We start from the raw sequence: 25,777 nt of genomic DNA, 5'->3' as shown, positions 1-25,777 counted from the left end.
TTAGGAATATGAAAATGAAAATAATCTTTCGTTATTTACCTAGCGTCTTTCTAGGCGCAATACTTGGTGGGTTAATTGTAGTTGGAACAACAGTTTTTGCTGACCGTTCTTATAATAACCCTATGTTAAATTTGCCACTTGAAGACTTGCGGGCATTTAGTGAAGTCTTTGAAAGAATTAAAACTGATTATGTTGAAAATGTAGAAGATAAAGTTCTGCTTGAATATGCCATTCAAGGTATGCTTAATGGTCTTGATCCGCATTCAACTTATTTAAATCCTCAAGCTTTTAAAGAAATACAAATTGGTACCAGTGGTCAATTTGGTGGGCTTGGTATTGAAGTTGGTATGGAGAATGGTTTTGTTAAAGTTATTGCACCTATTGATGATACACCTGCACAACGTGCTGGAATAAAATCTGGTGATTTAATCATTCGTTTAAATGACAAATCAGTAAAAGGCATGACTCTAGCTGATGCGGTTAAAATCATGCGTGGTAAAACCGGTAGTCCAATAATTTTAACCATAGTTCGTGAAGGTGAAACTAAACCTTTAAACATTAAAGTTATTCGTGCAATTATTAAAGTTAAAAGTATTAAAAGTCGTAGCTTGGAATCAGGATATGGTTATGTTCGTATTAGTCAATTTCAAAGCCAGACAGGTAAAGATTTACGCAAGGCTATTAAACTGCTAAAAGAAGGTAATAACAATCAGTTAAAAGGCTTAATCTTGGATTTACGTAATAATCCCGGTGGTGTATTAAATGCGGCAGTAGCAGTTTCTGATGCTTTTCTGAAAAGTGGTTTGATAGTTTATACTGAAGGGCGTATTCGTGATGCTTCTTTTAGATTTAGAGCTCGCCCAGATGATTTGTTAAATGGTGCTCCAATTATTGTATTACTTAATGGTGGTTCAGCTTCAGCGTCAGAAATTGTTGCAGGCGCACTGCAAGATCATAACCGTGCTGTAATTATGGGCGTTAAAAGTTTTGGAAAAGGCTCAGTGCAAACCATATTACCTATGAATAATAACGCGGCATTAAAATTAACTACAGCTCGTTATTTCACACCAGCTGGTCGTTCTATACAAGCTAAAGGCATAGAGCCTGATGTTGTATTAGCAGATAAAAAATCAAAAGAGAAATCATCAGGTTTTAGAATTAAAGAGTCTGATTTGGCTGGTCATTTAGAAAGTAATACTAGTAATGGTAGTTATAAGAAGAAAAAGCAAATCGTGTTGCCAAGAAGAGATCCTAAGAAGTTAGGTTCTGCTTTGGCTAAAGAAGATTATCTGCTTTATGAAGCTCTTACTTACCTAAAAGGTATGAAAGCAATTAGAAATAATTAAATATGGCGACTGTACTTGTTCCTTTAGCACAAGGTTGCGAAGAACTAGAAGCTGTTACTATCATTGATATCCTGCGTCGTGCTGAAATTACAGTAGTTACTGCGGGATTAGATGATAAACCAGTGATAGCTAGTCGTGGTGTGGTATTAGTAGCTGATACCACATTAGATGATGTTCTAAAACAATCTTTTGATATGATTATTTTACCGGGTGGTTTAGCCGGCAGTGATAATTTAGATCGTGATCCTCGTATTCATAAGATACTGCAAGACATGCAGCAACAAGGTAAATATACTGCCGCTATTTGTGCTGCACCAAAAGTTTTGGCAAATGCAGGTTTATTAGAAAATAAATCTGCTACCAGTTATCCCGGCATATTAGAAAATGTATCTGATGCGTCGGTGGTTAAAGATGGACTAATAATAACTTCAAAAGGCCCTGCGACAGCAATGGAATTTGCTCTGGAACTAATTGAAATTTTAGCAGGAAAAGACAAACGACTTGAAGTTGCAAAAGGCTTATTATATGAGCAGTAAAACAGTAAATATTCCTAATATTAGTTGTCAACATTGCACTAATACAATTGAACGCGAACTCAGTGAATTAAAGGGTGTTATTAAAGTAAAAGCAGAAGCTGATACTAAAATGGTCACAATTGAATGGGATGAATCAGCAACTGATTGGAAGCAAATTGCTGATTTATTAGATGATATTGGTTTTCCTGTTAATTAATTAAGAACAAGTAAACCTGTCAGGTTTGTCTAAAATTTCATAAGGGCGAACATCCAAAATAGCTGATCGCTCTAAAATTATATCAGCTATTAGTCGCGCTGAGGCTAAACCTAATACAATTCCATTACGAAAATGCCCAACATTAATATATAATCCTTCAATATCAGGATGTTTGCCAATATAAGGCACACCATTTGGTGAACTAGGGCGTAAACCAGCCCAATGTTTTTCCACTTGGTAATTTGCTAATTTGGGTATTAAATCAAATGCAATTGATTTTAATTCTTCTTTGGCGGCAGTAGTAGTATTTTTATTAAAACCAACATGTTCTAAGGTGCTACCTACCAAAACGTAACCATCGCGACGTGGAATGACATAATGATCTTTAGCTAATACTATCCGTGAAATTAAAGCTGGTGGAGTTTTAAATAATATCATTTGCCCACAGACTGGTTTAACATCAATATTTTCAATAAACTTAGCACTCCAAGCACCAGTTGCTACAACTACTCGGTTAGCAGCAATAAATTCTTGTTCAGTTTCTACCCCTACAATTTTATTATTGTCTTGTCGTAAAGTTTTGACTTGTTGATGTTCTAATAATTTAACTCCTGACAATATCAAAGCTTGTTTTAAAGCTTGAAGCAAACGCGGATTGCGAATATTACTTATATCAGGCAACCATAAACCTTGTTGATAATTAGGATTTAATTGAGGTTCACATGCTTGTACATTATCAAGAGATTCTAAATTAACCTTATATTGATCAGCCCAAGCACGAGCCTGAGAATAATCATCAGTATCAAGAACCAATAAACCGGTATGATGTAATTCTGGATCAATTCCAGTTTTAGCTATTATATCATCAACAAAACTAGGATAATGTTGCTGGCTCCAACTAGCTAAAGCATTAACAGGATCAGAATAACGCCAAGGATAAAGAGGAGAAACAATTCCACCACCAGCCCAAGATGATTCTTGCCCAGTATTTTGCCGCTCAATTAAAGTTACTTTTAAACCAGCGTCTTGTAATTGTAAAGCTGTCAATAAGCCGCTGATGCCACCGCCAATAATTAAACAGTCATTCATGTGAAGTATCCAATAAATTTATTAATTTTTGTTTTAATGTATCAAATTTTTTGTGTGAAAAATCATAAGGTTTATTAGGGTATGCGATTTTATAGATTTGATTTAAAATACTTTTATGATTATCTTTTGATTTAAATTCTGAACAGGATAAGAAATTTTCTATACACTTTTTATGTTGTTCAGGGATGGTAGAAAGTATTAATGATTCTAAATATCCTTCTTTAGTTGTAGGATCACAAACAATATAAATATCTGAATATTCAGTAATTCCTAATTCATCAATGATATTTTTTAACTCATTTTTGGTATTTTTATAGCCACCATATTTTTGATCTTTATCTTCGTAATCGGCATCGACAACAAATAAAAGTTTATTAATTTGTTCATTTTCAATACTATCTTTTATCTTTTGATAATTTAGATGTTCTGATTTAAAAAAATCACTTTTTCCACGCATAACTAAGAATCCTATTCTATCAATATCTAATTCTAATTTTTGTATTAACAGTTCTAATAATTCTTTATCATTTTTTCCTTCATGTAATATAACAACTGGTTTTATTAAAGAATTAGGATATTTTTTGAGTCGTGAAGGTCTTTTGGTTTCGCCTTTTTTATGAAGTTGGTTTCCTGTTCCCTTTTTAGCCATACCATTTTTCCAATTTTTCAATAAAAGGACCTAGAGCAGGTATAGCTCCATATCTACCTTCAAAATATCTTTTTTCTTTATCTACATCAGGAACACCTGAGTCATTTGTTTCATCAAAATATTTAAAATCTGAAAGAGCATAAATCTCAGTAGCTTCCCAATTATTCTTTTCAACAAAATTGATTTGGTCTCTCCTAAGTGGGCAATATGTCAGTATATTTGTATCATGAGTAGCAAAAATAATTTGTGCCCCATACGGATTTGTGACTTTATTTAAAAAAATATTTATTGAATTAATAGTAATAATAGGATGCATTTTAGCTTCAATTTCATCAATAACTAAAACACCTCCTTCACTCAAAGTTCTAATGATGGGACCACTTAAATGAAATACTTTTTTTGTACCTTCTGATTCATGTTCATCTAAATTCCAATTCACAGATTCAGTAGTTGTAGCACCTTCTCTATTGTATAATTTATGAGTTGTAATTGTTTTAATTATTTGACCACCGGGAATTTTATCTAATAGATTTCTAATGTTTTTATCTAAGTTATCTGACATCTTTGCTACATCAAAATCTTCAATTACAATGTCTAAATTATGAATACCTAAATTAAGTAACATTAAATATTCTTTAATTTTTTTTCTATATTCCTTATTTTCCCACAAGTGAACAGTTCTAATTTCTTCACGTTGAGTTTCTATGCCATTAATAGAAAGCAGTTTATCAAACCATTTAAAAATTAGTTTAGCACCAGAAACATTTAACATATCACAGGTTGAAATAAATAAGGAATTATCTCTTGTAGCTTCAATAGCAGCATTAATTAATTCAGGAGAACCTTTATAGTCTTCAGAAGCATCAATTATGTCACCTTCTCGTTCAAATAACATAACTTCCTGATGTGTTGCATCGAAGCAATAAAGCCATTCTCTAAGAACTTCTTCTTTATTATACTCAAGCCCAAACCGATAACGGTTTTCATCAATAATAAAGGTAATTTCTAACTTGGTTGGTTTTAATTCATATCCTTCTCTTAGTAAAAAAGGTTGATATGGCAGTTTAGTTGTTGAATTTGAACGCGCGGATAAATAGAGTAGTTTATTTAATAATTCAATTGCACTAAGTAGATTGCTTTTACCACTTGCATTATTTCCATAAATTCCAATAGCATTTAATACCTTATATTTACCATTTTCAAGAATGTTATTTAACTGTTGTTGTTCTGAAGGTACTAAACTTAATATTTGTTCATCTCCAATTGAACGGTAATTGGAAACCGAAAATTCTACTAACATATTACTATATACATAAGAAATTGTGAAATTTTATTCCAATAAATTTATTAATTTTTGTTTTTAAAATCATAAGGTTTATTAGGGTATGCGATTTTATAGATTTGATTTAAATTCTGAATAGGATAATAAATCATCTATATATTTTTTATTTCTGTTATCATTTAATAATCCTGCTAGCAATTGGGCAACCATAAAGGATTGCCCCTACAAATTTATAAAATATACTGACTCAAGTCTTCATCATTAACCAGCTTAGTTAAATGTTTATTGACATAGTCAACATCTATAATAACCGCTTCGTCTTGTTTTTCTGAGGCTTCAAATGATATTTCTTCTAATAGACGTTCCATCACTGTATGTAAACGTCTGGCACCTATATTTTCGGTTTGTTCATTTACTTGCCATGCCATTTCTGCAATGCGTTTAATTCCATCTTCTGTAAATTCTAGCTTTAAATCTTCTGTGTTCATTAAAGCAATGTATTGTTCAGTTAATGAGGCGTCTGGTTCTGTTAAAATACGAACAAAGTCTTCCGCATCAAGTGCATTTAATTCTACACGAATTGGTAATCTACCTTGTAATTCTGGAATTAAATCTGATGGTTTCGATAAATGAAAAGCTCCAGAAGCAATAAATAAAATATGGTCAGTTTTAACCATACCATATTTTGTACTTACAGTTGAACCTTCAACTAGTGGCAATAAATCTCGTTGCACTCCTTCACGCGATATATCAGCACCTCTAGCATCGGAGCGCGTTGTTACTTTATCAATTTCATCTAAAAATACTATTCCATTTTGTTCAACACGTTCAATTGCTTGCGTTTTTAATTCTTCTTCATTTACTAAATTAGCAGCTTCATCTTCTTGAAGCACTTTCATCGCATCCTTAATTAGCATTTTACGACTTTTAGTGCGTTCACCTGCCATATTTTGAAACATGCCTTGTAATTGATTTGTCATTTCTTCCATGCCCGGAGGTGCCATGATTTCTACACCTACACGCGAATCATTTACATCAATTTCAATTTTTTTCTCATCAAGTTTACCTTCACGCAACATTTTTCTAAATTTTTGTCGCGTTGCAGATGAGTTTTCATTGCTGTCGCTATCACGCGCTGATGGCAATAAAGCATCTAAAACTCGTTCCTCAGCGGCATCTAATGCCTTATCTTGTACATGAACCATAGCTTCTTCACGATTCATTTTTACTGCCATATCAGTTAAATCGCGAATAATAGAATCCACTTCACGTCCAACATAACCTACCTCAGTAAATTTTGTGGCTTCGACTTTAATAAAAGGAGCATTGGCTAATTTAGCTAAACGGCGAGCAATTTCGGTTTTACCTACGCCTGTTGGTCCAATCATTAAAATATTTTTTGGAGTAACTTCGTTGCGTAAATCTTCTTCTAACTGCATACGTCGCCACCGATTACGTAGAGCAATAGCAACAGCTCGTTTTGCAGCGTCTTGACCAATAATATGCTTATCTAATTCACTAACAATATGCTTTGGTGTCATTTTATATCTAAAGTTTCAATGGTTAAATTATTATTGGTATAAATACATATATCAGCCGCAATATTCAATGATTTTTCAATAATTTCTGTTGCGGTTAAATCAGTATTATCCAATAAAGCTCGTGCTGCTGATTGCGCAAATGGTCCACCTGAACCAATTGCCATTAAACTATCTTGGGGTTCTATAACATCACCATTACCAGAAATAACAAAAGAAGCCGTATGATCTGCTACAGCTAGCAAGGCTTCTAAGCGGCGCAACATACGATCAGTACGCCAATCCTTAGCTAATTCAACAGCAGCGCGAGTTAAATTACCATGATGTTTTTCCAGTTTTCCCTCAAAACGTTCAAATAAAGTAAAAGCATCAGCGGTTCCACCAGCAAATCCAGCCAAAACTTTATTATGATATAAACGTCTAACTTTACGGGCATTATGTTTCATAACAGTATTACCCATTGAAACTTGCCCATCGCCGCCGATGGCTACTTGCCCATCACGGCGCACAGATAAAATCGTGGTACCTCTAAATTGTTCCATATAAAATCCTTCGTAAATTAACGATAATCTCTTAAATAATGCCATTCAAAGAAGCGTTTTGCCCAATTAAATAATCTTAATTTTGGCATAAGTCGAGTTTTTTTCGGGCTACGATAAACTAACATTCCTTTATCCAGAGTATCAACAATACATACCAACTCAGTTTTAAACTCATGAGTTTTTTGTTCTGATAATATGTTTTTTGCCGCTGCTTCTGCTTGTAAGTCAGCCATATGAGCTTGTTTTGGCATCCAATCTGGACCGGGGAAACTTCCAATATCACCTACTACATAAATGTCTTTAAAGCCGGGTACACGACATTGAGCGTCACCTTTAATAAATCCACCTTCTGAAAGTGGTAAGCCGCTATTTTGAACCCATTCATTACCAGTCATTCCGGGCATAAACATGGTCAAATCACTTTTAATATCACCGCCTTCATTATGTACAGCATCCGCACTAAAGCCTTTCATTTTGTGGCCTAAATCAGTACGTATATTATACTTTTTCATTTCACCCAATAAAGCGGTAACAGCTTTTGCGCCTAAGCGTTTACCCGGTTCAGGTGCTGGACTAAAAAATACCAATTCAAACTTATCACGGCGTTTTTGCTTTCTTAATAAGGTATCAATTCCAAATAAAAACTCAAAAATTGGACCACCGCGCATTGCCCCCGGTTCTTTAGGATTAGTTGCAAAACCAAAGGCTAAAGTTCCACCATCCATTTCAGCAAGCCGATCACTATAAGCTTTGGTAGGAATATAACCTTCGCAAGGCGTATAAACATGTTCAATGCCGGGCAATTTTTTCAGAAAACGCCCACCTGACGCTATGATCAAACTATCAAAAGCTATAGTTGTTGTATCAGTATCAGTCTGTATTTGTCGCGCTTCAGGATCTAAACCAGTAACACTAGCCGCAATATGTTCTACTTTATGACGCTTAAAAAACTTTTCTAAATTAATAGTTAAATCATCTTGAGTACGTAAACCAGCAGGCACCCAAATCAAACTGGGATAATAAAATAATTCTGGGCGTGGAGAAATTAAAGTTATGCTATCTTTATATCCTTGCTTACGCAGAGTTTTAACCGCAGTTAAACCTCCAAATCCAGCCCCAATAATAACAATATTTGACATAGTTAAAAATAATGTTGAATATAATAGAATTAGATATTATATAATTAACGTTTACAAAAAACTCAACTTAATAATATGATGAAAAAATACATACCTCTATTTATATTTATTGGATTTGGATTACAAGCTTGTAATGATGCTGAAGAAAAGGCGCCAGCTAATCCTAATGGCACCATAAGTGACGCTACAAAGTCTGAACAAGGTCAATTTTTAGTTATTAAACAAACAGCTAAAGATCCTGATTCCTATATTATTGAAGAAAAGCATCCTAGTTCTACTGGAACTCGTGCTATTTTAAAGGATATGGAAGGCAATGAGCGTATGCTCACAGAAGAAGAACTGAAAAAACTAGCTGAAGCTGAAGCGGCAAAAGTTGAAAATGGTACTTCTAATCTGACACAAACACCACAAGCAAGTAGCCCGGGTTTAAGCTTAGGAGAAACTATTTTAGCAGGTGCTGCTGCTGGCTTAATAGGTGGTTTGATTGCTAGTAAATTAGCTGGTAATTCTAATTACCAACAACATCAACAAGTACAACAACAACAGACATCAGCTTATCAACAACGTCAAGCTACTAGTCGCAAGAGTTTTACACGTAGTACCAGCACAACACCAAGCTCAAGAAGTAATTCTGGTAGCAGCAGCATTTACGATAAAGCTAAAACTTCACCAAGTAGTAGAAAAAGTAAAAGAAGAGGCAGAAAATAGATAATATCTAAACCTGACAGGTTTTTAAAACCTGTCAGGTTTAAAATCAGTAAGAAGTATATTTTTTTTCAAATTCTATCATTGCACAATAAGAATTCATCAAAATTCAAAGGTTCAACCATATTCATCCATTCCTTCAAGAGGCAAAATTTGCTACTAAATGAGTCAAAGTAGTTTTACCAACTTGCCGTGTGCCAAGTAAAAAGACTACATCTGCGGAATTAAAACCTGCTAAAATTTCCTTGGTTAATTCTCTTGGTAACATTTTTAGTCTGGAATTTTAATACTGATATTGGAATTGTAAATAATACGATCTAGGTATTTCATTAGTATAAATTGCACTACCGGGACTTCCAAAACCACCAAATTCACTATGCTGACTATCAAGCAAATTACGTCCACCTAAACTGATAGCCAAATTTTTGTTGGCTTGCCATCCTAAACGTAAATCAAAACGAGTGTATCCTGCTAGCTTTTGAGATTCAAGTTCATCAACATAATATAAGCTAGCGTCTAATTCTAAATTATCTTTAATATTCCATAATGAACGTAAACTAACTTGATTTGTTGGTGAATTATGTTCTAATAACTCAGAACCAGTATAGTTACTATTAGTTGTTACTTCTAAATTAGTATGTAAATAGCTATAAGTACCAATTAATTTCCAAGCATCTGTTACTTGCCAATGACTAGCTAATTCTAATCCATAACTATATCCAAACATTTGATTATCAAATTGATTAAAAATAGTTGGTATTGGAAATGGCTGAAAGCTAGTTTCTATAGAACGCAATTCATCATAATCATTATAAAATAAACTAGCATCTACTAACAAATTATTTGTGGGATTAAAACGATAACCCAATTCATAAGCTATTAATTATTCTGAATTTAATTCAGGATTACCACTAATTAGCAACTTAGGACTATGAGGTATTATTATGTTCAATTGTAAATCTTGATCTATACGAGATGGAGTTCTAACAGCGCGTGATACCGCAGCCCACATACTATGTTTCTCATTTATATTCCACAACATACGTATATTTGGTTGAATTTCAAAACCAGTAGAATGGTTCTGTTCAAATTTTGAACCTATTATTAAACGTAAATCATCTGTAACAATAAATTCATTTTGAACAAAAGCACTAAATAAATTATATTTTTTATTATTAGGAATATAACTGGTAAACTCTGAATTATCAATTGAGCTATCAGTATAACGAAAACCTAAACCCCACATAAATTCATGTTTATCACTCAGTTGTGAGCGATGTTGAAAATCTATATCATAGATATTATGAGTTGACTGCAAATAAATCTGATTACGTTTAACCCTATTAAAATAAGATTGTAAAATCATTTCGCCGCTATCCATTTTATGTTGCCAACGACTTAATAAGTGTAAACCACTGACTTTATCTGTAGAATTTAAGCGTTCAGTGGATATCATATTAAAACTATTGGATTTCATAAATCCATCATAAATCCCAGCTTCTAAAGTAAAATTATCATTTTCTGATGCTGCCCAATCCATATTAAAACCAGCACGTTTCATTTGCCAATTATCATTTTGATCAGCACCTAGAGCATCAACAAAACTATCATGCTCATAAAATTGGCTATATATTCTATAATGAGCATTCTCACCTACTTTACCGCCATATCTTACTCCTAAAACATTCTGTTCTTCACCCTTACCGAAAGAATTAGTAATTAAAACGCCTTGCGTATCTTTAGCAGATTTAGTGATAATATTGATAACTCCATTAACAGCATTTGCGCCCCACAAAGCAGCCCCGGGACCCTTAATAACTTCAATACGTTCAATATCTTCTATTAATGTACTTTGAAAATCCCAATTGGTTTGAGAACGCAATGGGCTATGCACTGCACGTCCATCTATCATCACTACTAATTTACCAGAAGATTGATCATTAAAATCTCTAGCACTAATAATCCATTGATTAGCATCCACTCTTGCTACTTGTACCCCCGGCACCATTCTTAATGCTTCTGGAATACTAGTAATTCCAGCGCGACGAATATCTTCTTGAGTAAGAACAAATAAAGCCGCTGGTGTTTCACTGAACTTTTGTTCCTTTCGCGCTGCCAAACTCGCACTAGGGTTAAAAACTTCAACATTCATTAATTCAGTTAAAGACATTTTCTTTAACTTATTAATAATAATCAGATCTTCTTCACTTGCATAACAAGACATTACGGGTAATATGAGTAATCCAGTAAGTAAATTATATCTAATTGTTTTCCACATAATGCTCTGTATTTAATGCCTATATTGCAATTGTAAATAAAATGATCGTGGTATTTCATTGGTATAAAGTAAATTGCTACTATTTGCAAAACCACCGAATTCACTATGCTGACTATCCAATAAATTACGCCCGCCTAAACTTATAGCTAGATTTTTGCTAGCCTGCCATCCTAAACGTAAATCAAAACGAGTGTATTGTGGTAACTTTTGAGATTCAACCTCATCAACATAATATAAAGCAGCATCTAATTCTAAATTATCTGTCATATTCCATAATGAACGTAAACCAGCTTGATTTGTTGGTGAATTATGTTCTAATAATTTAAAACCAGTATAGTTACTATTAGCTCTGACATCTAAATCAGTATATAAATAGCTATAACTACCAATTAATTTCCAAGTTTCTGTTACTTGCCAATGACTAGCTAATTCTAAGCCGTAAGTAGAACCAAACATTTGATTGTCAAGTTTATTCAAAATCATTGGTACTGGAAACGGCTGAAAGCTAGTTTCTGTCGAGCGAAGTTGATCATAATCATTATAAAAGATACTAGCATCAACTAACAAATTAGGTGTGGGATTAAAACGATAACCTAGTTCATAAGCTATTAATTCTTCAGAATTAACTTCAGGATTACCTCTAATTAATATCTGTGGGCTATTAGGTATAATTACGTTAATTTGTAAATCCTCATCAACACGAGCTGGAGTTCGCACAGCCCGTGATACAGCAGCCCACATACTATGTTTCTCATTGATATTCCACAACATACGTATTGTTGGTTGAACTTCAAAACCAGTATAATCATTATGTTCAAATTTTGAACCTAATATCAAGCGTAAATCTTCTGTCAGACTAAATTCACTTTGAACAAAAGCACTAAATAAGTTATCTTTTCTATGATTAGGAATATAAGTTATAAGCTGTGAACCATCAATTAAACTATCAGTATAACGAAAGCCCAAACCCCAGATAAATTCATGCTTATCACTCAGTTGTGAACTATGTTGAAAATCTATATCATAGATATTATGAGTTGAATCCCAATAAGTTCCATTACGTTTCATCCTATTAAAATAGGATTGTAAAATCATGTTGCCGTGTTGCCAACGACTTAATAAATGTAAACCACTGACTGTAGTTGTAGCATTTATTGGTTCATTTGGATTTGTAAAACTAGCAGAATTTAATTTCATAAATCCATCATAAATCCCACCCTGCAAACTAAATGAATCCCAATCGATGTCAAAACCAGCACGTTTCATTTGCCAATTATCATTAACAACACTATCATGCTCATAAAATTTACCATAGACACGATAATGACCATCTTCACCTAATTTACCGCCATGTCGTATTCCTAGAATATTTTTCTCTTCACCTTTAGCAAAAGTACTAGTAATTAAAGTGCCTTGTGTATCTTTAGCTGATTTAGTGATAATATTGATAACTCCATTAACAGCATTTGCGCCCCATAAAGAAGCCCCCGGACCTCTAATAACTTCAATACGATCAATATCTTCCATTAAAGTTCCTTGAACATCCCAATTAACTTGAGAACGCAAAGGGCTATAAACTGTACGTCCATCTATCATAACCAGTAATTTACTAGCAAATTGCTCATTTAAACCTCTGGCACTAATAGCCCATTGACTAGAATCCATTCTTGCCACTTGTAAGCCCGGCACCATTCTTAATGCTTCTGGAATACTAGTAATGCCAGCACGACGAATATCTTCTTGAGTCAAAACAAATAAAGCTGCTGGTGTTTCGCTTAACTTTTGTACCTTTCGCGCTGCCAAACTGCCGCTAGGATTAAAAATTTCCACTTCCATTAATTCAGTTAAAGACAATTTCTTTAAATCATGAATAGTCATACGATTTTCATCACTTGCATAACAAGACATGACAAGCAATAATAATAAACTAGTAATTTTTTTCATAACCTACAAGTTTCGCAATATATAATAAATTAGCACTAATTTTTAATCCAACCGCTTTGGCATTATTAGGTGCAATATAAAAACGCACTCGCCTACCTACATTGTAAAATTCAACCATTCCGCCCTTTATAGCAAAATTTTTTATATCACTTACAGTTAAAATTGGATATCTTTGTAAATAAGCATAGATTTTCCTTAAATTGTTTCGTTCTGATTTGCTAACAAATAAAATTTGACAGCTACTAGCATGGGTAATATTTTTTAAACGTATAATTTTTACAATACGTCTGTCAACTGTTTCATTTTCTACAGCCATATCCAGTTCCTTCTCAAAAGGATCTTTGCCTAAAACGCAAATATTAAAGTTAGCATATTTTTTGCTAAAAGCAATAGGTGGCCATCTAACAAAATACACAAAGTTATATAAAAACACTGCTTTAAGTTGATATTCATAAGCAATATTTGGTCTTGCGTAACTAGTATTTACTAGAAATGTTAATAAAATGACAGTTATAGCTAATCGTAGAAAAGCTTTAAATGAAATGAAATGGTAGATCATGTCTATATATTTAGTTCGTTAATGTGAGGTTATGTTTCATTTGCCATATTATCTAACTAGCACATTGAATACCATTTTAAAATTATAATTGGTACGATAACTGAAGAATTAATATTTCATTGGGATTAATAATAAATAAATACAAATGCGGATTTTTGATAATAGTTCACTTAAAAATAAACTTAGAGTAATAATTCTATTAACTAGTGGAATAGTGTTATTCTTAGCCTCAGTAGCTTTTGTTACTAATGATACATTGACTTTTCGTCGTAATATGGTGACTGATGTATTTGTACTTGCTGAATTAGTAGGGATCAATAGCACTGCGGGATTACTGTTTAAGGATAATTTTGCGGTAGAAGAAAATATGCAAGCATTAAAAGCAAATAAGCATATTGTGTTTGCAAAAATATTCAATAAAAAACATCAGTTATTCGTCACTTACTTTAAACAAGATGTCGATAAAACGTCATTACCTAATGTTCCAATTCTGACAGAACGTCAGACAATAAAAAATAACTATATTTTTAATTTTAGTCAAGACTATGTTGATATTTTTAGAAAAATTTATACAAACAAACAAAAATTTGTAGGTACTGTATATATTAGATCAGATTTAGAAGCTTTTTATCAACATCTATTTTGGGCTGGAAGTATTATTACTATCATTATAATTTTATCATTATTATTAGCTCTAATCTTAGCTTTTAAATTTCAAACAGTGCTTACTGCTCCAATTGATAGTTTGTTAGCAACTATGAAAGCAGTATCAAAATTTAAAGATTATTCTTTATCTGCGAAAAAAATTAATAATGATGAGTTAGGTAAATTAGTAGATAGCTTTAATGATATGTTAGCTCAAATTAAAAATCATGAAACAGAGTTAGCAAAAGCGCGTGATCAAGCTATGGCTGCTAATCAGGCAAAGAGTGCTTTTTTGGCTAATATGAGTCATGAACTTCGTACCCCTTTAAATGGTATTTTAGGTTATGCACAAATTTTAATTAAAGATAGAACATTAAATGAACAGCAAAAAACCGGTATATCCATTATTCAACGCAGCGGGGATTATTTATTAACACTGATTAGTGATATTTTAGATTTATCTAAAATTGAGGCAGGTAAATTGGAAATTTTCCCCGCAGAATTTCATTTAAAACCTTTTTTAAATAGTTTAGCTGAATTATTCAAAATGCGGGCACAGCAAAAGGATATTGAATTTATTTACAAATTCTCTGACAATCTTCCTATTGGTGTTAGTGGGGATGAAAAACGTTTACGACAAATTGTTATTAACCTTTTAGGTAATGCAATTAAATTTACTAAACAAGGGCAAGTTAGTTTTAGCGTTGAATTTTATGACAATAAATTTATATTTAAAATTATAGATTCAGGGATTGGAATCGCTAAAGAAGAATTAAAAAATATTTTTTTACCATTTCAACAGGCTGGTGATAAAAACTCTAAAGAGCAAGGTACTGGTTTAGGTTTATCTATTACTAAAAAATTGATAGATAGGATGGGTGGAAAATTACATGTTGATAGTATATTAGGGCAAGGTTCTACTTTTTGGGTAGAATTGGAGTTACCAATTATATCAACTATGGTTGAAGAACCAAAGTCAATTAATATACCACAGGTAATTGGATATAAAAATTCTGAAACTCCATTACAAATTTTAGTAGTTGATGATAATTGGGAAAATCGTGCGATACTTCAAAATTTGTTAGAACCATTAAGTTTCAAGATTATTACTGCCGTTGATGGTATTGAGGGAGTTAAATTAGCTGCTGAACATCAACCTGATTTAATCTTAATGGATTTAGTAATGCCAGAAATGGATGGTTTTGATGCAACTCGTGAAATTAGAAAGATAACTGCATTGAAAGACATTCCCATTATTGCAGCTTCTGCTAGTGTATTTGAAGAACATCATCAATTAAGTTTAGATGTTGGTTGTAATGAATTTTTAGATAAGCCAATTCGTGAATCGGAATTATTAGATGTTCTAAAGCGATTTTTAAATGTAGAATGGATTTATGAAACCTTGCAAGAGAATAATATAGAAGTTACAGAAGAACAGCCACTAGTAATGTTGTCAACTGAACAAGCCACAACTTTAACCGCTTTAGCTAAATCTGGTAATATAAAAGGGATTATAAATTTTGCTAAACAACTAGATTCAGAACTGACTCCAATGGCTAAGAAAATTACCGATTTAGCAAAAGGCTTTGATATTAATGGTTTACGTTTTTTAGCACAAGAAATGCTAGAAAAATAATTTTTTTTCGTTATAATTCTAGTTATGAACCTCCTGATTAAAAAAATATTTTCAGTAATCAAATGGCTATTATTATTATTAATACTATTAACAATGATTATTCTTGCTAGTAACTTATGGATAGAATATCAAACTAAAGATCGCCTTTATTCTGATGTTAATGCTATTCCTGCTAAACGTGTGGCTTTAGTTTTAGGTACAAGTAAACGTTTACGCTATCGTCGTATTAATCGTTATTTTAAGTATCGTATTGATGCAGTAGTGAAACTGTATAAAGCTGGCAAAATTAAACATATCATAGCTAGTGGTGATAATCGTACTATTTACCACAACGAACCTGTAGATATGCAAAAATCTTTGATGGCACAAGGGATTCCTAAAGAGGCAATAAGCTTAGATTATGCCGGTTTTCGTACCTTGGATTCCGTTGTGCGTTGTAAGGAAATTTTCTCACAAGATAATATAATTATTGTATCTCAAGCTTTTCATAATAAAAGAGCAATATTTATAAGTGATTATTATGGAATTAAAGCGATTGGTTTTAATGCTAGAGACCTTTCATTTAGTGCTGGTAAAAAAGTAGTATTGCGTGAATATTTCGCTCGTTTTAAAGCGGTTTTAGATTTATATATTTTAAAAACCAAACCTAAATTTTTAGGTGAAAAGGTTGAAATACCTGATCATTAATCATAAACCTGACAGGTTTTTACAACCTGTCAGTTATAACAATTCATAATTTGTTTCAATTCCAACAAAATCTTCTCACGTTCAGCTAGATCAAATTCTTTAATGTCATCAATGATTTGACCATTTTCTAGTTGTTTGATAACTTTATACACACAACAACATCCTTGTTGACAAATTTTTTCTAAACAAAATTCAATTTTTTTATTCATGACACGATTTATTTTTATTACTGGTGGAGTTGTATCTTCATTAGGTAAAGGGATTTCATCCGCTTCTTTGGCGGCAATTCTTGAAGCACGCCAGCTTAAAGTGACTCTAATTAAATTAGATCCTTATATTAATGTTGATCCGGGCACTATGAGTCCATTTCAACATGGTGAAGTTTTTGTTACTGATGATGGTGCAGAAACTGATTTGGATTTAGGGCATTATGAGCGTTTTGTGCGTACAACAATGACGCAACATAATAATTTTACTACTGGGCGTATTTATGAAAATGTCATTCGTAAGGAGCGGCGCGGTGATTATTTAGGCGGCACTGTTCAGGTTATCCCTCATATTACTGATGAAATTAAGCAGTCAATTGTCAATAGTGCTGATGGTTATGATGTCGCTATGATAGAAATTGGCGGAACTGTAGGTGATATTGAATCTTTACCTTTTTTAGAGGCTATTCGTCAGCTTGGTAGAGAGTTGGGGCATGAACGTGCATTATATATCCATTTAACCTTATTGCCTTATATTCCATCTGTAGGTGAACTTAAAACTAAGCCTACTCAACATTCAGTTAAAGAATTACGTTCTATTGGTATTCAGCCTGATATTTTATTGTGTCGTTCTAGTCGTGAAATACCTAGTGGTGAACGCGATAAAATCGCTTTATTTACTAGTGTTGATAAAGAAGCTGTGATTCCAGTAGTTGATGCTGATTCTATTTATAGAGTACCTTTATTGTTACATAAGGAGGGCTTAGATCAAATAGTTTGTGATAAATTAAAATTAAATACAGCGGCTGCTGATTTATCGGAATGGAATTCAGTATTAGCGGCTATGGATCAAGCTAAAGGTAGCGTCAAAATTGGCATGGTAGGAAAATATGTCGAATTAACCGATGCTTACAAGTCAATCAATGAAGCTTTAATTCATGCAGGAATACATTTACATACAAAAGTTGAAATAATTTATTTTGATTCAGAACAAATTGAAACACCAGCTCTAGCAGAAGTTGATGCGATATTAGTGCCCGGTGGTTTTGGTAAACGCGGTATTGAGGGTAAAATTAGTGCAGCGCGATTTGCACGACAAAACAAAATTCCATATTTAGGAATATGCTTAGGAATGCAAGTAGCGGTGATAGAATTTGCCCGTTCAATCGGCTTAATTGATGCGCATAGTACTGAATTTAATCCTAATACGACTAATCCAGTAATAGCATTAATTGCTGAATGGATGACAGAAACTGGTGAAACCGAACAGCGAAATGAACAATCTGATAAGGGTGGAACTATGCGTTTAGGTGGACAATTTTGTAACTTAGATACCAACAGTAAGACTTACAAAATATATGGCAAAGCACAAATCCGTGAACGCCACCGCCATCGCTATGAATTTAATAACAATTACATGAAACCATTACAAGAAGCTGGTTTAATGTTTGCGGGAATGTCAGCAGATGGTAACTTGGCAGAAGTTATAGAACATAAAGATCATCCTTGGTTTATCGGCTGCCAATTTCATCCTGAATTTACCTCCACACCTCGCGATGGGCATCCATTGTTTTTGAGTTTTATTCAGGCTGCAATTGACAATCAAACTCTATAACTCTATTATCAACAATCACATCTTTAGGGCGCACTCGGCTTTTGAGTATTAAGCCCTCTAAAGTTTTACAACGACTCAGGGCAACATACAATTGCCCATGAGCAAAAGCTCCCCAACCCAAATCAATAATCACCTTATCAAATTGTTTACCTTGGCTTTTATGGATAGTAATACCCCATGCCAGTCGCAGCGGATATTGTGTAAATGAACCAATTACTTCAGTTTCCATTTTTTGAGTGTTTTCATCAAATTTATATGATAAAGTTTGCCATTTTATCGGTTTAACATTATAAGTTTGATGATCAGAAACTTTAACCTCAATATGATTATTGCTTATTTTCTTGATTACGCCCAAGGTTCCATTTACCCAACGATCTTCAGCATCGTTTTTGACAAACATTACTTGTGCGCCTTCTTTCAGATCTAATATTAAATCAGTCGGCAAACTGCCTTTTTCAAATTTGTTCTTAACTTCACCTTCAAATTGGTACAAGGTACCGGGCAATTTTTTTAATTGCGCCGTATTGATTTCATTGGCAATTTTATTAGTTGTGGTTAAAGTTATATAATAATCATTGAGATCTGATTCAAATTGCGGCTGATAACGCTGATTGATTTGTTGAATATCGCTAGAAGTGGCTTGATTATTACGGATACTATTGAGTAAATGAATAAAATCCTGCTCTTTTTGCCGATAAACCTTGGTTAATTCTATAAATTCCATATTAACTTCAGAAAAAACTTTGGCACTGAAAAAGAATGGAGTTTTATAATCATTTGAAGATAAATATGATTCATCATTCTTAGACAACACTGGAGGCAGTTGAAATAAATCACCAATAAAAATCATTTTCGCACCACCAAATGGTTTAAGCTTATTTTTACCATTTAAGCGCATAAAACGATCAATAACATCTATCATATCAGCCCTTACCATTGAAACTTCATCAATTACAATAGTATCAATAGATTTATAAATCTTACGTCGGTGAGCTGCAACAGTTTTAACTTCATCAGGAGTGATAGCACGAGGCGGCAATCTGAAAAAAGAATGTAAAGTAGCACCACCTACATTAAGAGCAGCAATGCCAGTAGGTGCCAATATAACCCATTTTTTGTCATTATGTAGTTTAAAATATTCTAACAAAGTAGATTTACCAGTACCTGCCTTGCCAGTAATAAATAAACATTGATCATCATTATCCATAAAATCATAAGCCTGCATAAACTCTTTAGTAAGTTCTAACTTACTAGGAACATGATCAGACTTAGTTTCGCAGCGTAATAAAGATTTAAAATAATCAAAATTTTCACAAATAGCAGTACCATGACGGCTAATGATTTCAGTAAATCTTTTTTCTAAATTATCCATTAAATTCTCAAAACAATCAAATATAGCATAAAACGCTACAGCTTAGCAATTCAACTATATTTTTACACCTTGTTATATTGAAAATATCACCCCAACTCATAGGAAGGTTAATTTTTTTTAGTAGGAGTTTATATATGGAAAAATATTTACTATTTACACCGGGACCAGTAAATGTAGCAAAAAACGTGCAAATGGCCATTTGTAAAGAGGATATTTGTCATAGAGAGACAGATTTTGACTGTTTATTACAAAGTATTGAAAATAAACTACTGAAACTATTTGAAATCAAGACCATTGCCTATTATCGGGCTGTAGTCATTACCGGTTCGGGGACGGCAGCGAATGAATCGATACTTTCTTCAGTGGTTGGGAATAAAAATATTCTGATTTTATCCAATGGTGAGTTTGGCGAGCGGCTATTCAACATTTCTAAGATTCATAATAAAAATACCTTTCTGCTGGAATTTGCTTGGGCAGAAAGCTTGGATTTGGAAAAAATAGAAGCTTATCTTCAAAAACATCAAATTGACATCGTGGCTATGGTTCATCATGAGACCAGTTCGGGAATGTTGAATCCTTTGGAAAAAATTGGCGCATTAGCAAAAGCAAATGGTGCTATGTTTATTGTGGACTGTGTGAGTAGTGCTGGCGCAGAAGTTATTGATATGGAAAAATGTAACATCGCATTTTGTTCAAGTTCGAGTTCAAAAGCTATTGGTTCTTATTCAGGATTATCTTTCGTGGTCGGAAAAACAGAAGAATTTGAAAAATTAAAAAATCTTCCAATTAAAACCACTTATCTGAATTTATACAAATTTTATGAGTTTATCAAAACTCTTTCACAGACACCAAATACACCTGCGATTCACCTGTTTTTTGCTCTGGAACAAGCATTGATCAATATCCTAAATGAAGGGGTTTCTAATCGCTATGCTAACATTAGACGTAAAGCAAATATTTTAAGACAAGGTATGTTGAATTTAGGTCTTAAATTTGTGATTGATCAGACAAAAATGTGTTCAGTCTTAACCACTGTTTATATACCTTCTCACATTAATGTGAATATTTTCCGTCAAAAGTTACGTAATAAATCTATTATTATCTATGAAGGAAAAGGTTGTTTTAAAAACCGAGTGTTTCAGGTAGGTAATATTGGTGAGTTATCTTTTGATGACATCCAGTTTTTTTTAGATACCCAGCGAGAAGTTTTGCAGAGTTTCAATCATACGGAAACAAAAACAATTGTTTCAATCAAAAAAGAGAATTTAAATAGCCAGTTAATGGATTGCCAAAACTAAATGGAAGTCATATAATGAGTGATACAAAACCTACAGCAAAAATAATTATTGAACCACCTTACTTTAGTAATTGGGCAGATTTATTTATGCCCAAAATAGCAAATATGATTTTGCCATTCGTTTCAAGATTTGAGTGGATTACACCAAATAGGGTTACTTTGTTTTCTTTTTTCTTGTATGTATTGGGTTGTTTATTTATCTTTATTGATGTTCCATATCACCTATTTTATACAGCAATTCTTTTGCCTATAGCCTATATAGGAGATTGCCTTGATGGGCAGTTAGCACGAACTAAAAAATTATCTTCTGATATTGGTAATTATCTTGATAAAGTGGTTGATGTCTTAAAAATATATATAATTACAATTTGTCTTGCCTATAGTGCTTATATTACAACTAATAATGTTATCTATATCTTCCTTGGTTTTACCGCTTGTTTTTTCTTTAATTTAAGATATTACATTAAACTTGAGACAATTTTTAGTCAATTTAATCAAGATTCTCAATATTTAGTTAAAGCAAAAGAAAGAAAACAAGAATTATATATAATCAAGCAAAGAGAATACGAAAAACTTTCAACCAGCTTTTTAGGCAAAATCAAATTATTTTGGCTCAAAAATCGGAGTATATTTTGGGTTGATGAAGCGGAATTTGTGATTTTTACCAGCATAGGAGCAATATTTAATCAAATGATCTTGGTGTTGTGGATTTTAGCTGTTAGTCAGGTTTTAATAGCTTGTTGGAGATTATTTGAACGAGGATATCAGACTCACAAGGCAAAAGAAAAACTTCTTGATCCAATGAGAAAATAAAATGAAAGCAATAATATTAGCCGCTGGAGTTGGTTCCAGAATTAGACCATTAACAAATAATTGTCCAAAAAGTCTGTTAAAAGTTGGAGGCAAGACTATTCTGGAGATGATGATATCTCATATTCAGGATTGTGGAATCAATGAAATTATTTTTGTTCTTGGATATTTAGAAGAGCAGATAAAAGATCATGTTAAAAGCAAATTTCCAGATTTAAATGCCCATTTTGTTATAAATGATAAATACGCTGAGACAAATACTGGTTTTTCTTTAATGTTAACCAAGGATTTGATCGGTAGTTCAGGTTTTGTAAAGTTTGATGCGGATGTGGTATTTGATAAACAAATACTTAAAAAGCTGATTGAATCCGAATATGCAAATTGTTTATGCTTTGACAAAGATATTAATCTTGATGCTGAAGAAATTAAGGTAATTATTGATGATAAAAACCGGGTACTTAAAGCCAGTAAAAGCGTGAACCCTAAAGATGCGATTGGTGAATCAATAGGAATTGAAAAAATTGATAGTGAAACAGCAAAGTTATTGTTTACAGAATTACAAATAATGATGCAAGATGAACAAAATCATCAAGAATATTATGAAGCTGCCTATGAAAGATTAATTGAAAAAAACCTAGCTTTTTATGCTTTAGATATTTCAGGGTTTAAATGGATAGAAATTGATACAAAGGATGATTTTCTCACAGCAGAGAAAATATTTTCGTTTTAGTATATTCAGGCAAGCCGATGATTGATGACATTGGTTTCGCGTAGCCAACGATCTTGCAGAAAAGTTATGAGGATGTTTTGTTCACTTTCTTTAGTCTATTGAATAAATAAATCAACTATGTTACTATTAAGAATAGTACACATAAAATTTATTTATCTAAAAAAGGTGAAACATGGAAATCTTGGCAGCCCTTATAGCTGGTTTTTTCACTCTGGCTGGCATATGGTTACGACACTATTTAACAAATCAAACTGAAGCTCCTAAGCAAGAAACAATCAAAAAGAGAAAAAGTCGTCGTGGAAAAGGCTTGTTCATTTTTGTTGTAAATATTTTTGCATTCTTATACATAGTTTTAGAAGCATTTAATAATTCTGAGCTACCCGGCACATGGACACTTTTATTCCTTTTATTTAGTCTGTCTGTAATTCCTATCTATTCAATATATCTGATGATTAAGGGGTAATCTTACTTACTGATTTGCCTTATTAGGGAGCCTTGTAGGATCGGTGATAATAGGCAATTTAACGTCGCTTAGCCCCGTTATTTTGATTTACAAATTTTTGAATCAAATAAATACATCACTTTAATAATCATTTTTAAGTACCTTCTATAGTTTCTCAATATAAATTGTATTGAATATATCAAAAACTGAAAAATACAATACAAGAACTTATTCCAATTCAATTCCATAGAATCAGTCATTCAGTTACAAGCCGCCAATCAAGTCAAGCAATTAGTAGCAAGTTATGTTATTTTCATGCAAATTATACGCCTAGTAAAGTTAGTTTTTGTGAATGATGTAAAAAGGCAACTAAAACTATTGCTGGGCAATTTTTGAGGTATAATAGATATCTTTGATAATTAGAATCCAAAAGCAAACAATCTTATGCAAAAAAATCCACTAGAAATTCCGATTAGCTCGAATCATCTTTACAGCTTAGCGCGAGCAAATCAATTAACCAGCTATGCACTTGAATATAGTTTACGTAAAATTAAAATTATTCCCGATGCTAAAGCATGGCGAAAAATTATTGACAATCTTTTATTACTGCTAGGTACTATTTTAGTAGTAGTAGGGATAATTTTTTTCTTCGCCTATAATTGGGCAGATTTGAGTTATTTTAGCAAATTCGGATTACTTCAAACGAGTATATTGATACTAGCTATTTTTGCTAGTTGGCGAGGAATTGAACTGCTCGAAGCTAAAGTTGCTTTACTAGCAACAACCGTATTATTGGGCGCATTATTAGCTGTTTATGGTCAAGCCTATCAAACTGGTGCAGATGCTTTTAGCTTATTTATGACTTGGGCTATTTTGATTATCCCTTGGGTATTGCTTGGTCGCTTTGCGCCTCTATGGTTATTATTGCTAGTGCTACTCAATCTAAGTCTCATTCTCTACTATAAACAAGTAATTAATCAGTCTTGCGACGGAATATGTAGTCAATTGTTTTTATTGCTATTTATAGTCAACGGAACCGCAATGCTAGTTTGGGAAAATATTCAATTACGCAACATATCTTGGTTGCGTGGACACTGGTTAGGCGTAATTATCTTCAGCATTGTTTTAATTGTCCTGATAATACCCACCTTATATGCAATTGTAAGTAAGTACTGGCAAAACGATTTATTATTAATGTTGGTAGTCGGCTTATATGTAGCAACTACCGCTTTAGCTTTATGGTATTACCGTTACCAGCGGCAGGATTTATTATTATTAGCAGTTTGCCTATTAGGATTATTGATAGTCCTTACAAGCTTAGCATATCAATTGTTGCCATTTGATAATGTATTAAATATGCTAATTTTAGCTCTACTAATTATTGGACAAGCTAGTTTAGCAACCAATTGGCTGCAACATGTTGCTCAAACTTGGCAGAAGGAGGCATCATAATGAGTAAACAACTAACACTAGCCGCCGTGATTGACGATTTAATAGCACAAAAGCAATTACCAAACGAAGCTCCAGCAGAAATAGCCAAAACTTTGAATGTATCCTTGGAACAAGCATCAACACCTTGGTTTGTTAGTGCCTTGATAGCAGTCAGTGCTTGGCTATCTGTTATACCATTTCTAGCTTTTATTGCTCTCAGCCATTTGGTTGAAGAACCAATATCGGCAATAATCGTCGGATTAATATTGCTAATTGGCACCGTTATCTTACATAATTCAAAAGGTCACATTTTATTCTTAGATCAATTAGCTTTAGCTTTAAATTTAACCGGACAAGTTATGTTGATTGTTGGTATTGCTGGTGAGAGCAAAAATGTGGTAACAGTATGTTTAGCCATATTATTTATGGAAATGCTACTGATTAAAATTTATTCAGATCATATTCTTCGTTTTCTCTCTGTCTTAATAGCCACAGCGGCAGTCTTAGTACTAATCTATGATTTAAAACTTTACCTAGGAATTCATATCTTGATTTTCTTGATAGCAATAGGTGCAATTTGGTACTGGATAGCAGAGGCGAGCCACTTAACAGATAAAGTTATGGCGAGCTTGCATCAACCTTTGGCTTACGCTTTTATAATAGCCTTGCAGATTATATTAGTCCCATCATCCATTTTACCAAATAGTCAGTTGATTTCACCAGTGACTTGGTGGTATTCAAGCTTTAGTTTAACAGTATTACTACTAGCTTTAGAATATTATATTCTGCGCAGCAACAATATCACATTCTCTATGAAAACTTATATTATCTTTGCTGGCACCCTATTAGTTGGATTATTGCTCTATCAAAGTCCCGGCATAATAGCTTCTATTATCGTGCTTATATTGGGATTTCAACGAGGCAATCGCGTTTTAATTGGATTAGCAATATTTTTTCTAAACATATTTTTGATATCTTACTACTATTACTTAGACATAACATTACTAATGAAATCTATTAGCTTAATGAGCGCAGGCTTAGTTTTGCTAGGGCTACGTTTTATATTGAAATGGGTTTTTCCACTATCAGAAGGAGGACAATAA

25 protein-coding genes and 1 pseudogene are annotated in these 25,777 nt (G+C 32.9%); 14 read left to right on the top strand and 12 right to left on the bottom strand.

Annotation, left to right across the window (positions count from 1 at the left end; all coding sequences use genetic code 11):
- Positions 1–14 precede the first annotated feature (14 nt).
- From BHU68_RS04115 to BHU68_RS04105, 3 genes are read left to right on the top strand one after another with little or no spacing between them, the layout of a single operon-like run.
- Positions 15–1,346, top strand: a complete 1,332-nt coding sequence (locus tag BHU68_RS04115; RefSeq protein ID WP_083234159.1) for a S41 family peptidase — start codon at positions 15–17, stop codon at positions 1,344–1,346.
- A gap of 2 nt (positions 1,347–1,348) precedes the next feature.
- The gene (locus BHU68_RS04110; RefSeq protein ID WP_069470452.1) at positions 1,349–1,882 is read left to right on the top strand and encodes a DJ-1 family glyoxalase III; all 534 of its coding nucleotides are present in this window, start codon (positions 1,349–1,351) and stop codon (positions 1,880–1,882) included.
- Positions 1,872–2,078: a heavy-metal-associated domain-containing protein gene (locus BHU68_RS04105; RefSeq protein ID WP_069470453.1), complete on the top strand. Its 207-nt coding sequence runs from the start codon at positions 1,872–1,874 to the stop codon at positions 2,076–2,078. Before BHU68_RS04110 ends, BHU68_RS04105 begins: the two co-directional genes overlap by 11 nt.
- Here BHU68_RS04105 and thiO read toward each other — a convergent pair whose 3' ends face one another.
- From thiO to BHU68_RS04075, 6 genes are all read right to left on the bottom strand, one after another.
- Positions 2,079–3,167: a glycine oxidase ThiO gene (gene thiO / locus BHU68_RS04100; protein ID WP_069470454.1), complete on the bottom strand. Its 1,089-nt coding sequence runs from the start codon at positions 3,165–3,167 to the stop codon at positions 2,079–2,081.
- Positions 3,160–3,816, bottom strand: coding sequence for a DUF3226 domain-containing protein (locus tag BHU68_RS04095; protein WP_069470455.1), 657 nt, complete (start codon positions 3,814–3,816; stop codon positions 3,160–3,162). The genes thiO and BHU68_RS04095 overlap by 8 nt, the downstream gene beginning before the upstream one ends.
- Positions 3,809–5,116 carry an AAA family ATPase gene (locus tag BHU68_RS04090; protein ID WP_216092584.1) on the bottom strand — a complete coding sequence of 436 codons (1,308 nt, stop codon included), beginning with the start codon at positions 5,114–5,116 and terminating at the stop codon, positions 3,809–3,811. Before BHU68_RS04090 ends, BHU68_RS04095 begins: the two co-directional genes overlap by 8 nt.
- 212 nt (positions 5,117–5,328) lie before the next feature.
- Positions 5,329–6,639 (bottom strand): ATP-dependent protease ATPase subunit HslU, encoded by a 1,311-nt coding sequence (hslU, locus tag BHU68_RS04085; RefSeq protein WP_069470456.1) that lies wholly within the window; start codon positions 6,637–6,639, stop codon positions 5,329–5,331.
- A complete protein-coding gene (hslV, locus tag BHU68_RS04080; protein ID WP_069470457.1) occupies positions 6,636–7,178 on the bottom strand; it encodes an ATP-dependent protease subunit HslV in 543 nt (180 codons plus the stop codon). Before hslV ends, hslU begins: the two co-directional genes overlap by 4 nt.
- A gap of 17 nt (positions 7,179–7,195) precedes the next feature.
- Positions 7,196–8,317 (bottom strand): NAD(P)/FAD-dependent oxidoreductase, encoded by a 1,122-nt coding sequence (locus tag BHU68_RS04075; RefSeq protein ID WP_069470458.1) that lies wholly within the window; start codon positions 8,315–8,317, stop codon positions 7,196–7,198.
- Positions 8,318–8,392: 75 nt separating this feature from the next.
- On the opposite strand from BHU68_RS04075, the gene BHU68_RS17500 reads away from it, so the two are divergent.
- Positions 8,393–9,025, top strand: a complete 633-nt coding sequence (locus BHU68_RS17500) for a hypothetical protein (RefSeq protein ID WP_216092585.1) — start codon at positions 8,393–8,395, stop codon at positions 9,023–9,025.
- A gap of 136 nt (positions 9,026–9,161) precedes the next feature.
- On the opposite strand, the gene BHU68_RS17995 is transcribed toward BHU68_RS17500, so the two are convergent.
- The 4 genes and pseudogenes from BHU68_RS17995 to BHU68_RS04050 form a co-directional block, all read right to left on the bottom strand.
- Positions 9,162–9,290, bottom strand: a complete 129-nt coding sequence (locus tag BHU68_RS17995) for a hypothetical protein (RefSeq protein ID WP_256359144.1) — start codon at positions 9,288–9,290, stop codon at positions 9,162–9,164.
- A gap of 15 nt (positions 9,291–9,305) precedes the next feature.
- Positions 9,306–11,174: pseudogene (locus BHU68_RS17840) on the bottom strand (TonB-dependent receptor plug domain-containing protein).
- A gap of 138 nt (positions 11,175–11,312) precedes the next feature.
- Positions 11,313–13,244, bottom strand: coding sequence for a TonB-dependent receptor plug domain-containing protein (locus tag BHU68_RS04055; protein ID WP_069470461.1), 1,932 nt, complete (start codon positions 13,242–13,244; stop codon positions 11,313–11,315).
- The gene (locus tag BHU68_RS04050) at positions 13,228–13,803 is read right to left on the bottom strand and encodes a YfiR family protein (RefSeq protein WP_069470462.1); all 576 of its coding nucleotides are present in this window, start codon (positions 13,801–13,803) and stop codon (positions 13,228–13,230) included. The genes BHU68_RS04055 and BHU68_RS04050 overlap by 17 nt, the downstream gene beginning before the upstream one ends.
- 145 nt (positions 13,804–13,948) lie before the next feature.
- Here BHU68_RS04050 and BHU68_RS04045 point away from each other — a divergent pair, with 145 nt between their 5' ends.
- Positions 13,949–16,084 (top strand): ATP-binding protein, encoded by a 2,136-nt coding sequence (locus tag BHU68_RS04045; RefSeq protein WP_069470463.1) that lies wholly within the window; start codon positions 13,949–13,951, stop codon positions 16,082–16,084.
- Between the two features lie 24 nt (positions 16,085–16,108).
- Complete coding sequence (locus tag BHU68_RS04040) at positions 16,109–16,771, top strand: SanA/YdcF family protein (RefSeq protein WP_069470464.1); 663 nt, start codon at positions 16,109–16,111, stop codon at positions 16,769–16,771.
- Positions 16,772–16,800: 29 nt separating this feature from the next.
- Here the strand turns inward: BHU68_RS04040 and BHU68_RS17990 are convergent, their stop codons facing one another.
- Complete coding sequence (locus BHU68_RS17990; protein ID WP_256359143.1) at positions 16,801–16,923, bottom strand: hypothetical protein; 123 nt, start codon at positions 16,921–16,923, stop codon at positions 16,801–16,803.
- A gap of 55 nt (positions 16,924–16,978) precedes the next feature.
- Here BHU68_RS17990 and BHU68_RS04030 point away from each other — a divergent pair, with 55 nt between their 5' ends.
- The gene (locus tag BHU68_RS04030) at positions 16,979–18,592 is read left to right on the top strand and encodes a CTP synthase (protein ID WP_069470466.1); all 1,614 of its coding nucleotides are present in this window, start codon (positions 16,979–16,981) and stop codon (positions 18,590–18,592) included.
- Here BHU68_RS04030 and BHU68_RS04025 read toward each other — a convergent pair.
- Entirely contained in the window at positions 18,558–19,964 is a 1,407-nt protein-coding gene (locus tag BHU68_RS04025; RefSeq protein WP_083234937.1) for an ATP-dependent DNA helicase, read from the bottom strand. The genes BHU68_RS04030 and BHU68_RS04025 overlap by 35 nt on opposite strands.
- A 134-nt stretch (positions 19,965–20,098) precedes the next feature.
- On the opposite strand from BHU68_RS04025, the gene BHU68_RS04020 reads away from it, so the two are divergent.
- The 7 genes from BHU68_RS04020 to BHU68_RS03995 all read left to right on the top strand — a co-directional run bounded on the left by BHU68_RS04020 (position 20,099) and on the right by BHU68_RS03995 (position 25,777).
- On the top strand, positions 20,099–21,262 hold the full coding sequence (locus BHU68_RS04020; protein WP_069470467.1) for a pyridoxal-phosphate-dependent aminotransferase family protein: 1,164 nt from the start codon (positions 20,099–20,101) through the stop codon (positions 21,260–21,262).
- Between the two features lie 14 nt (positions 21,263–21,276).
- Complete coding sequence (locus tag BHU68_RS04015; protein ID WP_069470468.1) at positions 21,277–22,074, top strand: CDP-alcohol phosphatidyltransferase family protein; 798 nt, start codon at positions 21,277–21,279, stop codon at positions 22,072–22,074.
- Position 22,075: 1 nt separating this feature from the next.
- A complete protein-coding gene (locus tag BHU68_RS04010; protein WP_069470469.1) occupies positions 22,076–22,801 on the top strand; it encodes a phosphocholine cytidylyltransferase family protein in 726 nt (241 codons plus the stop codon).
- 172 nt (positions 22,802–22,973) lie between these two features.
- Complete coding sequence (locus tag BHU68_RS04005; protein WP_069470470.1) at positions 22,974–23,264, top strand: hypothetical protein; 291 nt, start codon at positions 22,974–22,976, stop codon at positions 23,262–23,264.
- Between the two features lie 192 nt (positions 23,265–23,456).
- A complete protein-coding gene (locus tag BHU68_RS18250) occupies positions 23,457–23,639 on the top strand; it encodes a DUF6079 family protein (protein WP_445082167.1) in 183 nt (60 codons plus the stop codon).
- Between the two features lie 48 nt (positions 23,640–23,687).
- The gene (locus tag BHU68_RS04000; RefSeq protein WP_069470471.1) at positions 23,688–24,695 is read left to right on the top strand and encodes a DUF2157 domain-containing protein; all 1,008 of its coding nucleotides are present in this window, start codon (positions 23,688–23,690) and stop codon (positions 24,693–24,695) included.
- On the top strand, positions 24,695–25,777 hold the full coding sequence (locus BHU68_RS03995) for a DUF4401 domain-containing protein (protein ID WP_069470472.1): 1,083 nt from the start codon (positions 24,695–24,697) through the stop codon (positions 25,775–25,777). The genes BHU68_RS04000 and BHU68_RS03995 overlap by 1 nt, the downstream gene beginning before the upstream one ends.

The organism is Candidatus Marithrix sp. Canyon 246, assembly GCF_001723685.1.
GTDB lineage: Bacteria > Pseudomonadota > Gammaproteobacteria > Beggiatoales > Beggiatoaceae > Marithrix.
The sequence above is the reverse complement of the archived record's forward strand: the minus strand, read 5'-3'. Positions and strand labels throughout refer to the sequence as shown.

What these genes read in the sequence shown, in the direction of transcription:
- BHU68_RS04115 (WP_083234159.1), top strand. Translation starts at nt 15, where the DNA reads ATGAAAATAATCTTTCGTTATTTACCTAGCGTCTTTCTAGGCGCAATA.
- BHU68_RS04110 (WP_069470452.1), top strand. Translation starts at nt 1,349, where the DNA reads ATGGCGACTGTACTTGTTCCTTTAGCACAAGGTTGCGAAGAACTAGAA.
- BHU68_RS04105 (WP_069470453.1), top strand. Translation starts at nt 1,872, where the DNA reads ATGAGCAGTAAAACAGTAAATATTCCTAATATTAGTTGTCAACATTGC.
- thiO (WP_069470454.1), bottom strand. Translation starts at nt 3,167, where the DNA reads ATGAATGACTGTTTAATTATTGGCGGTGGCATCAGCGGCTTATTGACA.
- BHU68_RS04095 (WP_069470455.1), bottom strand. Translation starts at nt 3,816, where the DNA reads ATGGCTAAAAAGGGAACAGGAAACCAACTTCATAAAAAAGGCGAAACC.
- BHU68_RS04090 (WP_216092584.1), bottom strand. Translation starts at nt 5,116, where the DNA reads ATGTTAGTAGAATTTTCGGTTTCCAATTACCGTTCAATTGGAGATGAA.
- hslU (WP_069470456.1), bottom strand. Translation starts at nt 6,639, where the DNA reads ATGACACCAAAGCATATTGTTAGTGAATTAGATAAGCATATTATTGGT.
- hslV (WP_069470457.1), bottom strand. Translation starts at nt 7,178, where the DNA reads ATGGAACAATTTAGAGGTACCACGATTTTATCTGTGCGCCGTGATGGG.
- BHU68_RS04075 (WP_069470458.1), bottom strand. Translation starts at nt 8,317, where the DNA reads ATGTCAAATATTGTTATTATTGGGGCTGGATTTGGAGGTTTAACTGCG.
- BHU68_RS17500 (WP_216092585.1), top strand. Translation starts at nt 8,393, where the DNA reads ATGATGAAAAAATACATACCTCTATTTATATTTATTGGATTTGGATTA.
- BHU68_RS17995 (WP_256359144.1), bottom strand. Translation starts at nt 9,290, where the DNA reads ATGTTACCAAGAGAATTAACCAAGGAAATTTTAGCAGGTTTTAATTCC.
- BHU68_RS04055 (WP_069470461.1), bottom strand. Translation starts at nt 13,244, where the DNA reads ATGAAAAAAATTACTAGTTTATTATTATTGCTTGTCATGTCTTGTTAT.
- BHU68_RS04050 (WP_069470462.1), bottom strand. Translation starts at nt 13,803, where the DNA reads ATGATCTACCATTTCATTTCATTTAAAGCTTTTCTACGATTAGCTATA.
- BHU68_RS04045 (WP_069470463.1), top strand. Translation starts at nt 13,949, where the DNA reads ATGCGGATTTTTGATAATAGTTCACTTAAAAATAAACTTAGAGTAATA.
- BHU68_RS04040 (WP_069470464.1), top strand. Translation starts at nt 16,109, where the DNA reads ATGAACCTCCTGATTAAAAAAATATTTTCAGTAATCAAATGGCTATTA.
- BHU68_RS04030 (WP_069470466.1), top strand. Translation starts at nt 16,979, where the DNA reads ATGACACGATTTATTTTTATTACTGGTGGAGTTGTATCTTCATTAGGT.
- BHU68_RS04025 (WP_083234937.1), bottom strand. Translation starts at nt 19,964, where the DNA reads ATGGATAATTTAGAAAAAAGATTTACTGAAATCATTAGCCGTCATGGT.
- BHU68_RS04020 (WP_069470467.1), top strand. Translation starts at nt 20,099, where the DNA reads ATGGAAAAATATTTACTATTTACACCGGGACCAGTAAATGTAGCAAAA.
- BHU68_RS04015 (WP_069470468.1), top strand. Translation starts at nt 21,277, where the DNA reads ATGAGTGATACAAAACCTACAGCAAAAATAATTATTGAACCACCTTAC.
- BHU68_RS04010 (WP_069470469.1), top strand. Translation starts at nt 22,076, where the DNA reads ATGAAAGCAATAATATTAGCCGCTGGAGTTGGTTCCAGAATTAGACCA.
- BHU68_RS04005 (WP_069470470.1), top strand. Translation starts at nt 22,974, where the DNA reads ATGGAAATCTTGGCAGCCCTTATAGCTGGTTTTTTCACTCTGGCTGGC.
- BHU68_RS04000 (WP_069470471.1), top strand. Translation starts at nt 23,688, where the DNA reads ATGCAAAAAAATCCACTAGAAATTCCGATTAGCTCGAATCATCTTTAC.
- BHU68_RS03995 (WP_069470472.1), top strand. Translation starts at nt 24,695, where the DNA reads ATGAGTAAACAACTAACACTAGCCGCCGTGATTGACGATTTAATAGCA.